General features: G+C 37.6%; 15 protein-coding genes and 1 pseudogene. 12 read left to right on the top strand and 4 right to left on the bottom strand.

The genetic code is table 11. The features are described from left to right. Nucleotides 1–8 precede the first annotated feature (8 nt). The 7 genes from rplQ (at nucleotide 9) to rpsI (ending at nucleotide 4,726) form a co-directional block, all read left to right on the top strand. Nucleotides 9–371 carry a 50S ribosomal protein L17 gene (gene rplQ, locus CN288_RS21180; RefSeq protein ID WP_000331491.1) on the top strand — a complete coding sequence of 121 codons (363 nt, stop codon included), beginning with the start codon at nucleotides 9–11 and terminating at the stop codon, nucleotides 369–371. A gap of 111 nt (nucleotides 372–482) precedes the next feature. Beyond that, complete coding sequence (locus CN288_RS21175; RefSeq protein ID WP_026593402.1) at nucleotides 483–1,325, top strand: energy-coupling factor ABC transporter ATP-binding protein; 843 nt, start codon at nucleotides 483–485, stop codon at nucleotides 1,323–1,325. Further along, nucleotides 1,301–2,182 carry an energy-coupling factor ABC transporter ATP-binding protein gene (locus CN288_RS21170; RefSeq protein ID WP_026593401.1) on the top strand — a complete coding sequence of 294 codons (882 nt, stop codon included), beginning with the start codon at nucleotides 1,301–1,303 and terminating at the stop codon, nucleotides 2,180–2,182. The genes CN288_RS21175 and CN288_RS21170 overlap by 25 nt, the downstream gene beginning before the upstream one ends. After that, nucleotides 2,170–2,964, top strand: coding sequence for an energy-coupling factor transporter transmembrane component T family protein (locus tag CN288_RS21165; RefSeq protein ID WP_090694430.1), 795 nt, complete (start codon nucleotides 2,170–2,172; stop codon nucleotides 2,962–2,964). The genes CN288_RS21170 and CN288_RS21165 overlap by 13 nt, the downstream gene beginning before the upstream one ends. A gap of 14 nt (nucleotides 2,965–2,978) precedes the next feature. After that, on the top strand, nucleotides 2,979–3,722 hold the full coding sequence (gene truA, locus CN288_RS21160; RefSeq protein WP_090694449.1) for a tRNA pseudouridine(38-40) synthase TruA: 744 nt from the start codon (nucleotides 2,979–2,981) through the stop codon (nucleotides 3,720–3,722). A 152-nt stretch (nucleotides 3,723–3,874) separates the two neighbouring features. Then, entirely contained in the window at nucleotides 3,875–4,312 is a 438-nt protein-coding gene (rplM, locus tag CN288_RS21155) for a 50S ribosomal protein L13 (RefSeq protein ID WP_001260793.1), read from the top strand. A 21-nt stretch (nucleotides 4,313–4,333) separates the two neighbouring features. Beyond that, nucleotides 4,334–4,726: a 30S ribosomal protein S9 gene (gene rpsI, locus CN288_RS21150; protein ID WP_000079986.1), complete on the top strand. Its 393-nt coding sequence runs from the start codon at nucleotides 4,334–4,336 to the stop codon at nucleotides 4,724–4,726. Between the two features lie 120 nt (nucleotides 4,727–4,846). On the opposite strand, the pseudogene CN288_RS21145 reads toward rpsI, so the two are convergent. Both CN288_RS21145 and CN288_RS21140 read right to left on the bottom strand, forming a co-directional pair. After that, a pseudogene (locus tag CN288_RS21145) lies at nucleotides 4,847–4,981 on the bottom strand (tyrosine-type recombinase/integrase); the annotation flags it as partial. Nucleotides 4,982–5,014: 33 nt separating this feature from the next. Continuing rightward, entirely contained in the window at nucleotides 5,015–6,409 is a 1,395-nt protein-coding gene (locus tag CN288_RS21140) for a hypothetical protein (RefSeq protein ID WP_098303056.1), read from the bottom strand. 528 nt (nucleotides 6,410–6,937) lie between these two features. Between CN288_RS21140 and CN288_RS21135 the strand changes: the two genes are divergently transcribed. The 3 genes from CN288_RS21135 to CN288_RS21125 all read left to right on the top strand — a co-directional run bounded on the left by CN288_RS21135 (nucleotide 6,938) and on the right by CN288_RS21125 (nucleotide 9,366). Next, nucleotides 6,938–7,366: a DUF2521 family protein gene (locus tag CN288_RS21135; RefSeq protein ID WP_026593397.1), complete on the top strand. Its 429-nt coding sequence runs from the start codon at nucleotides 6,938–6,940 to the stop codon at nucleotides 7,364–7,366. A 69-nt stretch (nucleotides 7,367–7,435) separates the two neighbouring features. Next, nucleotides 7,436–8,149 (top strand): N-acetylmuramoyl-L-alanine amidase CwlD, encoded by a 714-nt coding sequence (gene cwlD / locus CN288_RS21130; RefSeq protein ID WP_026593396.1) that lies wholly within the window; start codon nucleotides 7,436–7,438, stop codon nucleotides 8,147–8,149. A 149-nt stretch (nucleotides 8,150–8,298) separates the two neighbouring features. Beyond that, nucleotides 8,299–9,366, top strand: coding sequence for an Mrp/NBP35 family ATP-binding protein (locus tag CN288_RS21125; protein ID WP_090694419.1), 1,068 nt, complete (start codon nucleotides 8,299–8,301; stop codon nucleotides 9,364–9,366). A 69-nt stretch (nucleotides 9,367–9,435) separates the two neighbouring features. Here the strand turns inward: CN288_RS21125 and gerD are convergent, their stop codons facing one another. Beyond that, entirely contained in the window at nucleotides 9,436–10,053 is a 618-nt protein-coding gene (gerD, locus tag CN288_RS21120) for a spore germination lipoprotein GerD (RefSeq protein ID WP_026593394.1), read from the bottom strand. Nucleotides 10,054–10,191: 138 nt separating this feature from the next. Between gerD and CN288_RS21115 the strand changes: the two genes are divergently transcribed. After that, the gene (locus CN288_RS21115; protein WP_026593393.1) at nucleotides 10,192–10,806 is read left to right on the top strand and encodes a KinB-signaling pathway activation protein; all 615 of its coding nucleotides are present in this window, start codon (nucleotides 10,192–10,194) and stop codon (nucleotides 10,804–10,806) included. 146 nt (nucleotides 10,807–10,952) lie between these two features. Here CN288_RS21115 and pdaB read toward each other — a convergent pair whose 3' ends face one another. After that, nucleotides 10,953–11,717, bottom strand: a complete 765-nt coding sequence (gene pdaB, locus CN288_RS21110) for a polysaccharide deacetylase family sporulation protein PdaB (RefSeq protein WP_026593392.1) — start codon at nucleotides 11,715–11,717, stop codon at nucleotides 10,953–10,955. Between the two features lie 156 nt (nucleotides 11,718–11,873). On the opposite strand from pdaB, the gene CN288_RS21105 reads away from it, so the two are divergent. Beyond that, nucleotides 11,874–12,092, top strand: coding sequence for a hypothetical protein (locus CN288_RS21105; protein ID WP_090694416.1), 219 nt, complete (start codon nucleotides 11,874–11,876; stop codon nucleotides 12,090–12,092). The last annotated feature ends 145 nt before the right edge of the window (nucleotides 12,093–12,237 follow it).

The following is a 12,237-nucleotide window of genomic DNA, read 5'->3' as shown; positions in this document are numbered from 1 at the left end:
AACTACGAATGGCATACAGAAAATTAGGCCGTACAAGTGCGCAACGTAAAGCTATGTTACGTGACTTAGCTACTGATTTAATTATCAACGAGCGCATCCAAACGACAGAAACTCGTGCAAAAGAACTTCGTTCTGTAGTGGAAAAAATGATCACTTTAGGTAAACGCGGAGATCTTCATGCTCGCCGTCAAGCTGCATCTTTCATCCGCAATGAAGTTGCTAATGCTGAGACTGGTCAAGATGCACTTCAAAAATTATTCGCTGATGTAGCTCCACGCTATGCTGAGCGTCAAGGCGGATACACTCGTATTGCAAAAATTGGTCCACGTCGCGGAGACGCAGCACCAATGGTAATTATCGAGTTAGTATAATGATGATTAAAAGGGCAGGACAGTTCTTTTCAAGTAACTGGTCATGGCCCTTTTTTTTTAAATATAGAAAATGGGCTAACTTGGTAAAGTAATGAGAGAGGGTGCCTTGCATTGAAAAAAGAGAAACTTCGCACGCAAAATATATCATTTCAATATCCCGGGGCAACTTTTTATGCATTAAAAGACGTATCATTCTCTTTATATGAGGGAGAATGGGTTTCTGTAATTGGACAAAATGGTTCAGGAAAGTCTACACTTGCAAAATTATTAAATGGATTATTTTTGCCGGAATCAGGAACGATTGTTGTAAATGATACAATGATTTTATCCGAAGAAACGGTATGGGATATTCGAAAACAAATTGGTATGGTATTTCAAAATCCAGACAATCAATTTGTTGGAACAACAGTGCAAGATGATGTTGTATTTGGTCTTGAGAATATCGGAATGCCTCGAGAGCAAATGGTAGAACGGATGAATCAAGCGCTAGAAATGGTCCGAATGGAAGAGTTTCTGAACGAAGAACCTCATTCATTATCCGGTGGGCAAAAGCAGCGTGTGGCGATTGCAGGTGTGCTAGCATTACAACCGTCCATTTTAATATTGGATGAAGCGACATCAATGTTAGATCCTCAAGGACGGCGTGAAGTAATTGAAACGGTTAGGAAGCTTGTTGATGAAAAAGGTATTACCGTGCTATCAATTACCCATGATTTGGAAGAGGCTGCACAGTCAGACCGTATTATCATTTTGAATCAGGGAGAAATATTAGAGGAAGGTACACCAGAGCAAATCTTTAAATCCTCTCGTATGCTTAGAGAAATCGGGCTAGATGTACCATTCTCAGTAAAAATAGCAGAATTATTAAAAAGAAATAAAATTCCACTGCAAAATACGCATCTTACAATGGAAAGCTTGGTGAACGAACTTTGGAGATTACATTCCAAACAGTAGAGCATCGTTATCAATATAAAACTCCATTTGAAAGACGCGCGCTTTATGATGTAAACGTGTCGTTTCCAAGTGGAGGGTATTATGCCATTATCGGTCATACTGGTTCGGGCAAATCAACGATGATTCAACATTTAAATGGTTTATTGCAGCCGACAAGTGGTACAGTCCAAATTGGAGAGCATTTAATTTCCTCGCAAAAAAAAGAGAAGAAATTAAAACCACTACGAAAAAAAGTAGGGGTTGTCTTTCAATTTCCAGAGCATCAGTTATTTGAAGAAACAGTTGAGAAGGATATTTGTTTTGGGCCCTCAAATTTTGGTGTATCTGAAGAGAAGGCGAAGCAAAGAGCGAGAGATGCGATCGAGCTTGTTGGATTGAATCCAGAATTATTAACTCGTTCTCCGTTTGAGTTAAGTGGTGGACAAATGAGACGTGTTGCGATAGCAGGTGTACTTGCTATGGAACCGGAAGTTCTTGTATTAGATGAACCGACAGCAGGACTTGATCCAAAAGGACAGCAAGAGTTGATGGAAATGTTTTATAAGCTTCATAAAGAGCAAGGGCTCACAGTAATCCTTGTTACCCATAATATGGAGGATGCCGCTAAGTATGCAGAGCAAATTGTAGTTATGCATAAAGGAACGGTCTTTTTGCAAGGAACAGCAGAGGAAGTATTTTCACATGCTGATGAATTAGAACAAATCGGTGTGGATCTTCCAATGTCTTTAAAGTATAAACGTGCAATTGAAGAGAAATTTGGTATTACGATTCCAAAGGCTACCTTATCTTTAGAGGATCTTACTCATGAAGTTGTACAGGTGTTACGAAAAGGTGGTCATGAATCATGCAGCAGTTGATTATTGGGAGATATATTCCAGGCAGGTCGCTCATTCATCAACTTGATCCACGTACGAAGCTGTTGATTGTCTTTTTATATGTATTTGTTGTCTTTTTAGCAAATAATGCGATTTCATATGGATTTTTATTTTTATATGCACTCATTGCTTTATTTTTTGCAAAAGTGCCGATTCGTTATGTACTTTCGGGCTTAAAACCAATCTTATGGATTTTTCTTTTTACATTTTTTCTGCATATTTTTACAAATAAAGAAGGGGATGTACTGCTTCAGCTTGGTTGGTTTTCGGTACATGAAAAAGGATTGGAACAAGGGATATACATTTCCATACGCTTTTTCGTCATTATTTTAATGACGACCTTATTGACGTTAACGACAACACCGATTGAAATTACTGATGGTATGGAGACGTTATTAAAGCCATTAAAGCGTATAAAGGTTCCTGTTCATGAAATCGCATTGATGATGTCTATTTCTCTTCGTTTTATTCCAACATTAATGGATGAAACGAGTAAAATTATGAAAGCACAAGCATCCCGTGGTATTGATTTTTCTGGTGGGCCGATAAAGGATCGATTAAAGGCGGTTATTTCTTTGCTTGTACCGCTTTTTATTAGTGCTTTTAAGCGTGCTGAGGACTTAGCGATTGCAATGGAAGCGCGTGGGTATCAAAGTGGTGAGGGACGTTCTAAATTTAGGCAGCTACGTTGGAAAACAAGCGATACGTTAACGATAGTAAGTTTACTTTGTTTAGCATGTATTCTAGCATGGGTGCGATCGTAATGGAGAATAGAGAAATGGAAAGAATAAAATGTACAGTTGCATATGATGGCATCAATTTTTGCGGTTATCAAATTCAACCGCAGCATCGTACTGTTCAACAAGAAATAGAGAAAGCTCTGCAAAAATTGCATAAAGGAGAGCTTGTTCGTGTTCAGGCATCAGGGCGGACAGATTCTACTGTTCATGCAAGAGGACAAGTGATTCATTTTGATACATTATTATCCCTTGAAGAATGGCAATGGATCAATGCTTTAAATACGATGTTGCCAGATGATATTGTGGTCCTGCAGGTAGAGAAAAAAACAGAAGATTTTCACGCACGATATGGTGTGGAAAGAAAAGAATATCGTTACCGGGTATTATTATCTAAAACAGCTGATGTATTCCGTAGAAATTATGTATATCAGTATCCATATCCATTAGAGATAGAATTTATTCAGAAGGCAATTCCTTATTTTATTGGAACGCATGATTTTACTTCATTTTGTTCGGCAAAAACTGACAAAAAAGATAAAGTGCGAACAATTTATGAAATAGATTTAATTGAACAAGATGATGAATTAATTTTTCGTTTTGTAGGCAATGGATTTTTATATAATATGGTGCGAATTATTGTTGGTACGCTACTTAGCGTAGGACAAGGAAAGCTTGATCCTGACAGCATTCCAGAGATTTTAAAAAAACAAGATCGTCGTTTTGCTGGGAAGATGGTGCCAGGGCATGGACTTTATTTATGGCAGGTAAACTATAACAACTAATCCTGGTGTAACATTTGCTTGACATTAGAATCTCAAAAGGATATCATAACATATGGTATTGTTTCTAAAACCACGATTAGCCCCGGAAGGAAATCGTGTTTAAGATAAACAATAGATTTTTTCTATGGAAAAGATAACGAGGAGGGAAACACATGCGTACGACTTTTATGGCAAAAGCTAACGAAGTTGAGCGTAAATGGTATGTGGTTGACGCTGAAGGTCAAACTTTAGGTCGCCTTGCTAGTGAAGTAGCATCCATTTTACGTGGTAAAAACAAACCAACATTTACACCACACGTTGACACGGGTGATCATGTAATTATTATTAACGCTGAGAAAATTCATTTAACAGGTAATAAATTAAACGATAAAATTTACTACCGTCACACTAACCACCCAGGTGGTCTTAAACAAAGAACAGCTCTAGAAATGCGTACAAACTACCCTGTACAAATGTTAGAGCTTGCAATTAAAGGCATGCTTCCAAAAGGACGTTTAGGACGTCAAGTGTCTAAAAAATTAAATGTGTATGCTGGAGCAGAGCATCCACACCAAGCACAAAAACCAGAAGTTTACGAACTTCGCGGATAATTAATTAAAGGAGGGCTTACTTTGGCACAGGTACAATACTATGGTACTGGACGTCGTAAGAGTTCAGTAGCGCGCGTACGCCTAGTTCCAGGCGAAGGACGCGTTATCATTAACGGTCGTGATTTTGAAAACTATATCCCATTTGCTGCATTACGTGAAGTAGTGAAACAACCTCTAGTTGCAACAGAAACTTTAGGTAACTACGATGTACTTGTAAACGTAAATGGTGGTGGATACACTGGTCAAGCTGGTGCTATTCGTCACGGTATTTCTCGCGCTTTATTAAAAGCTGACCCAGAATACCGTCTAACATTAAAACGTGCAGGTCTATTAACTCGTGACGCACGTATGAAAGAGCGTAAAAAATACGGTCTTAAAGGCGCACGTCGTGCACCTCAGTTCTCAAAACGTTAATTATCGACGTTTCAAAGGCTCTCAAGCTTTTTGCTTGGGGGTCTTTTTTTATGTGGAAAAGGGGTTTTGGTCACATTTTGATCACGAAAATATTTTTGGGTCACTCCTGGTCACCACAAATCATAGTTCAATTATTTTTGGAATTTTTGTGGTCTCCTTTAGGGTATCTGTTACATGTGTATAGATGTTCAACGTCATTTGTATATCAGAGTGACCCAATCGCTCTTGTACCTCCTTTATACCTGCGCCAGCTTTTTAGAGAAAAATTTAATTGTAGACCTTTGCTTCCTACTCAAGGAACTTAACGACTCCCCACCATGTTCCCCAAAAGTCTTGACTAACCACATATTCTTGAACTGTCCAAAATTCCTGATCATTGGAAGGGTCAACGCATGTTGCGCTGTAATCTCCCCATCGGTTCCGTCCCATGCCATCCGTTAAAAAGTAGGTAGCTTGTCCAGCTTGAAGCAAGGTAACTTGTTCTGTTGTGCCAGGTGCATCGCTTGCACGTCTTCCTGTGAAGAAGGCACTTGCAAATAGGTCCGTGGATGATCCGCTAAAACCGATTACCATATGGTTGGAGGAGTTGACGGCGAGAGAAGGATAATAATAGGCGTGTGTGCTGTGTTGAACTCGCCCTTGTTGAATTGGGGTGCTTATCTCCGGATCAATTTGATACCAGGAAACCTCTGCTCTGCTTCCGTCTTGGCTAGGTACAGTATGGGTTGTCCAAATTGTTTCATTACGATAAATAGCTTGCAAAAGGCGAGTATCTCCTGTGTCAATCAATTGAGGGGAGTCCTTTTGAAGAGCGCCTGGTATGACAGAGCCGCTAAGTGAATCGATAGTAATTTGTTGAAGTTGTGTCCAAAAAGGTATCCCGTTAGAAAATGTTATTTGGTTTAGCTGCAAACTGTCCAGACTGGCTAGTGAGATCAAGTACTGAACTGAAACATTTGGATCAAACACTTGAGTAGGCTGTGTTGTAAAAAATGCACCAGGCGGTTCATAGAACTCATACCAGGTCATGCTATCCATCGAGTACAGCTGACTCTTCTCGAACACCCAGATTTTAGTTGCCTGATAACTTCCCTCATTGTTGAACATGTTGGCAGTTACGTAGACATGAGTATTGTCCAGTCCTAAACTTGGATAGTCAGCCCAAGTATCTAACTGCATATTATTAAATATATCTGCATCAATTGCTCGGAATACCCAGTTAAATGGGTCTTCAGGATTCGACACGCCCACGAGCAGCCAGGAATTAGGAGAGCTTTCCCCCGCGAGCGAAATGATGAAGAACCGATTGGATAAATTGTCATAAAGGATTTTTGGGTCAAAAGCAAAAGTACCTTCTGTAATGACTCCAGTTGGGGTCCAAAAATCATCTAAAGTGGTAGTGGTAAGAACAGCACCATCCTCCTTTTGGTTGATCGATATTCCTCCATTTACAACATTTACAACATGATTAAGACCAACTGCGCCCATTGTATCCGGCGGAAACCACCCGTTATAATCTACTCCTTTAAACTGTTTTATGATACTTGGAGCTGTGACATCGTCATTCTGTATAACCTTTTTTGGAAAAGGCGGTGTTTTCTGCCGTGGTAAAAAAGATTGTACACCTGGTGTGGGGAGGTATACTTTACTTCCCATAATAGAATTTGATTTAATATTTCCCAATTACAGAACATTCCTTTCATATTTTTTGCAATTTAAAATCGCTAATTTACTTTATTCATTCTGCAATCAAGCTGAAACGGCAAATATTCTAGAAACGTGTAAGAGATAAGAAAATATGTGTTTGTCCAATAAGTAAATGGACATTAATTAAGGAGTTAAGAGTAGTTAAAGGAGGGGGATATGGGGGAAAATCATTAGCATAGACCAGACTGCTTTTTGGCTGGGGTTTTTTATTATGTTTAATGGAGCTATATCAATCCATTTTGAGTTTTCAACATATAAGGCGCTGCTACGAAGAACAAAAGATAACTTGCACTTGTTTTTTCGCTTTGTTTTAATTCGGCATGGGGCAGAGGGAGGATCTGATCGCTTCTATGCATAGCTGGACGCGCTCTCTCACTTGAAAGGAAAGGTTTTATACCGGTTTTTTAATGTATTATATCTTGGAATATTTTAGTGCTACCTTCCTACGTATGCTTCATCTTTAGAAGTTTAGACTAATACGTATTAGGGAGGTTTATAAGTACTATGAATGTCATTGTTAGCTTACAAGAAAAACAAAAAGAAAAGCAGTTGAAATATGAACGGAAGATGCTTCGTGAATTATCATTAAAAACGCTAAGGTCCAATATTCGTGATGCCTTCGATATGAAAGAGTTGCACAGGCAGTATGAGGATTATTGTATTGAACTTGGAATTGAATCGTATTTATTAGGAGCGAGATATAGTAAATTTGGCTATTATGGTGAATCTTTTTTTGATGTGAAATATAGAGCTTTAGAAGAAGAGCAGCAATTAACGGAAATGTTGTTTCAATTTTTAACAAGCATGACCATGCGGGAGATAGAATCGAACGCTGAGGATTCGCTGTATGAATCCTGTGAACAATTTATTAGTTCATGGTGGCGTGAAGGCTACGAAAAGGGTGAAAGAAGATATCGTTTAAAGCTGCATTAAGAAGAGAAGCATAAATTTTCCTCTTGTCCCATATAAGTAATTAGAGGGACTAGCTGGAGGAGGAAAGGTATGAAGAGAATTCGAATTATCTCTTTTATGCTTGCTGCAGTTGTACTGTTTTTCTTGGTGAAACAAGAATTTCAAATTACAAAATCATGGCGAGCTTGGAACTTACCCCTATCTGGGAAAGTAATTGTATTGGATGCCGGGCATGGTGGACCAGATGGAGGGGCGGTTGGTGGAAAAGATATTGTAGAAAAAGACATTACGCTTGAAATTACAAAAATGGTACAAGATTATTTACAAGAACAAGGTGCATTAGTTATTTTAACGCGAGAGGGAGATTATGATTTAGCTGACAAAGATACAAAGTCATATAGTAGGCGCAAAGCAGAGGATCTCAAAAAACGTGTAGAAATTATTAATAAGCCCGATGTTGACTTTTTTGCGAGCGTTCATTTAAATGCTTTGCCGAGTAGCGGGTCAAAAGGTGCACAAACGTTTTACTATCGCTCTTTAATTGAAAATGAACGAGCAGCGAAGTTTATACAGGCTGAATTAAGAACGAGTCTAGAAAATACAAACCGTTCAGCTAAAACAATTTCTCATGTTTATTTGCTTAAGTATGCGAAAACACCGGGAGCTTTAATTGAGGCTGGATTTTTATCAAATGTGAATGAAAGATATATGTTGAATTCGGAGAAATATCAGCAAAAAGTGGCAGCTGCAATATACCGTGGAATACTACGTTATTTTACGGAAAAAGGAAATCCTCCTGAATAAGGAGGATTTTTTGAATCGCTCTTGTTAACGAAGTTTTCGGAAAATATGTTATACTGGAAATGTAAACGCATTTATTTTGAAAATGAAAATAAACAAACCCAATTTATGTAACATTACTTTATTTTTTCATACAGGGGGCTGGGCTGATTATGGTAACGAAAGAGCAGGTAGTGGAGGCGCTTGAAGGGATTGCGGATCCATTTCTACATAAAACGTTAAAAGAAACAAATGCAATTAAAGAGGTAACTGTAAAGCCTGAGAAAGAGCATGTCAGTGTTAAAATTGCAATTGTAAAAACAGGAACTGCTGAACAAATGCAATTGCAGGCTACTATTGTGAAGCTTGTGAAAGAGCTTGGAGCAGCAACGGTTGGCTTACGTTTTGCCGAATTTACAGAGGACGAATTGGCACAGTTTGCGCCGCCAGTGGAAGAGCAAGAAAGCCAATCTTTATTATCACCGCATTCTAAAACGACATTTTTAGCAGTTGCAAGTGGAAAAGGTGGAGTTGGTAAATCCACAGTTTCTGTAAACTTGGCCATTTCATTAGCTCGTTTAGGAAAGAAAGTTGGTATTATTGACGCTGATATATATGGCTTTAGTGTGCCTGATATGATGGGAATCGAAAAACGTCCAATCGTAAGAGGGGATAAAATTATTCCTGTGGAGCGTTTAGGGGTAAAAGTAATTTCGATGGGCTTCTTTGTAGAAGACAATGCTCCTGTTATTTGGAGAGGACCAATGCTTGGTAAAATGTTAAATCATTTTTTCACAGAGGTGGAATGGGGCGACTTAGACTATTTAGTGTTAGATTTGCCACCAGGTACAGGGGATGTAGCTTTAGATGTTCATTCAATGCTACCATCTTGTAAAGAAATTATTGTAACAACGCCTCATCCAACAGCGGCCTTTGTAGCAGCTCGTGCAGGTGCTATGGCGCTCCGTACGGAACATAGTATTCTTGGGGTTGTTGAAAATATGGCTTACTTCGAAAGTAAAGCAACCGGTGAGAAAGAGTATGTGTTTGGAAAAGGCGGAGGAGATAAATTAGCCGCAGAATTACAAACAGATGTATTAGGACGAATTCCACTTCAACAACCAGATTGGAATAAAGAAGATTTTGCACCATCTGTATACGAGGACACACATAAAACAGGTGTCATCTATCGGACGATAGCTGAGCAAGTTATTGATAGAACATCAGTTAAACAAAAATAAACCTCTACGAGTAGAGAATTTCCCCGCCAAATATAGAGGTGGGGAAATTATTATGTGTAGAGATTTGTTTTATTTTTGTTCTTTTGATCCGCCTTTTCCGCCTTCTCCACCACCTTCTTTTTTCTCGGCTCCTCCACCTTTTTCGGCTTTTTCAATGCCTTTACTAATGATGTCAATCATCTTAGCTTGGAAGAGTGGGCTTTCAGCAGTTTCTGTTAATACTTGTTGCAAATATTGACGATACTCTTTGCTTTTCATTGTTTGTAGCATCATTTTCTCTACTTCGGGGTTTTTCATAATTTCTATAACGCCTGCTTGGTATTCTGGGTCTTTTAATAGGGTCTTCATTAAGGCTGTTTGTTCTTTTTCAATGCCTTTAGCAAATTTTGATGAAAACTCAGGATCTTTAAATAGCTTTTCCCAAAGCTGTTGCCCTTTTTCGGATACCATTGCATCTTCAATCGTTTTTTTGACCACAGTTTCATCTAATATAAGTGCTTGTTTCATTTTCTCATCTGTTAATACATCTTGAATTGCTTTCTTCCCTTGATCGGTTTTTAAAATATCGACAATCATTTTTTTGGTTTGGTCGTAATCTAATTCAGATTTCGCTTCTTTTCCTTGTGCACATGCAACAAGTACAGTAAAAAGAAGGGAAGAAACTAAAACGAGCAGCATCCGTTTCATTAGCTGGAGCTCCTTTCAACACAGTTCTCTTTTTTAATATAAATATCTTAGAGGAATTTATACATGTTCATGGCTAGCTTTTTGAAATTGTCATTGATACAATTTAAGTAGAAATATATCAATAATGGGGGATGGGTTGTGAATAGCCGAAAATGGGTACGACTATTTTTAACGACGTTGCTGCTTGGAGGAATCAGTACAATCCTGATTGGTTTTATTCTAGGATGGGACAAGTACGCAAAATTTTTTCAAAATTTTGACGTTAAAGAAATTTTAATGATTTCTTTTTGGTTACTTGGTGTAGGTTTTATTTTTAGTGTAATTAGTCAAATGGGGTTTTTTGCGTATTTAACGGTTCATCGTTTTGGACTAGGAATGTTCCGATCATCTTCTCTTTGGAATGCAGTTCAGCTCATTTTTATTGCATTTGTACTGTTTGATTTTGTGTACTTAAGATCAGTACTCGTCGCAAATGGGGATGTTTCGTTAGGGAATAATATTCTGGTAGCTGGAATATTATTTATATTCGGAGCGATTGTAGCTTATATAAAGAGTAAAGAGACGAATAAAAAAGCGTTTATACCTGCTTTATTCTTTATGGTCGTCGTAACAATTCTTGAATGGGTACCGGCGCTTCGTATTAATGATACTGATTGGTTATATTTAATGGTTATCCCACTTTTACTGTGTAATGCATATCAGTTACTCATATTACATCGTTTAATAGGACAAAGAAGTAAGTCAGCTAGTTAAGAGGATAAGCGTGAAAAATGGTACAACATCTTTTGAGTGAGGTGTTGTACCATTTTTGATAGGGGGGATGTTTATTTCGTTATTTGTAAGCAATAAGAATCTGATTCGAAATTTAGGGAAACGAAAGAAAGTAGAAGATAGAGATTTTATTTTATGTCTTTACTTTTTGCGTTTGTGTTAGAAATAAGTTGTGATACAGATACTTGCCCATAGCCATCACTTTTTAATTTCTGCAGGAGCAGCGGTAGAGATCTATTTGTTTGAAGTGCCGAATCCGAAGCATGTAATAAAATGATATCTCCACCTCGTAAATTGTTAGAAACCGTAGATACAATTTTATTTACACCAGGATTTTTCCAGTCGTTTGAATTATTACTCCAGTGTACAACAGTATATCCAAGAGAATCTGCTACTTTGAGAACTGTTTTATTAAATTCCCCGCTAGGAGGACGCAAGAGCTTGATTTGTTTTATTCCAAGTTTTGCAAAAACACCTTGTGAGCGTAAAAGATCTCTTCGTATCTCGTTCGCTTCCAAAGAAGTATAAGAGGTATAGTTATATCCCATACTTCCAATTTCGTGACCATCCTGTATAATTCGTTCAACAATATCGGGATGTCTTTCTGCCCATGCTGCAGAGAGGAAGAAAGTCGCATTTTTAATGTTTCTTTCTTTTAAAGTATCAAGAATAGGAATTGCCTTTTTATCTCCCCAACTAATATCGAATGTTAACGCAACCTGTTTTTTGGCGGTATCACCTTTGTAAATGACTTTTGGACCAGTAGCAGTTGAAAAAGCAGACTGATGAGAATATGTCTTTAAAAAGAGAAGCCATGCTGTAAATAAGGATAGTACAATAATTAAACTAATGTGCTTAAATTTACGTTTACTTGTTATAAAAAAGAAAAACATAATACTCCGCCCCTTTGTCCAATCCTTTTCAGTTACTTATATGCTTAAAAAGTTGAAAAGAGAACTGAAAGATTAACATTATAGGAAATGGATATAATGGACGATATAGTATGAGTTTCGATTTTAGTGGTTATGAGTAATTGTTGAGGTGATAGTTTGTTTGGGATTATGATTACAAAAGAAGAACAGAAAGAAATAGAATATTTATTGAAGAGGGAACTAGATGAGCTTTTATTTGATTTTGCAGACGAGAGAATACATGATGTCGTAAAAAAAACAATGGAAGAAAGATATAAAATTATCTTTTGTTTGTTTCGAAGAGTAGCAAATGCGGAAGAGTGCACACGTTATGTAAGAAAAAGAATTTTTTATTAAAAAGTGTTGACGATATGATTTAATATATGGTAAATTAATAACCGTCGCTGATGCGAGAAACGCAGAAAGCGAAAAAAAGAAATTGAAAAACTTAGTTGACATTGAAATATGAAAGTGTTAACATAAGGAAGTCGCAAATGAGCGA

This window comes from Bacillus sp. AFS023182 (assembly GCF_002560575.1).
GTDB lineage: Bacteria > Bacillota > Bacilli > Bacillales > Bacillaceae_G > Bacillus_A > Bacillus_A arachidis.
Note: the sequence above shows the minus strand (reverse complement) of the source record. Positions and strands in the feature narration are given on the sequence as shown.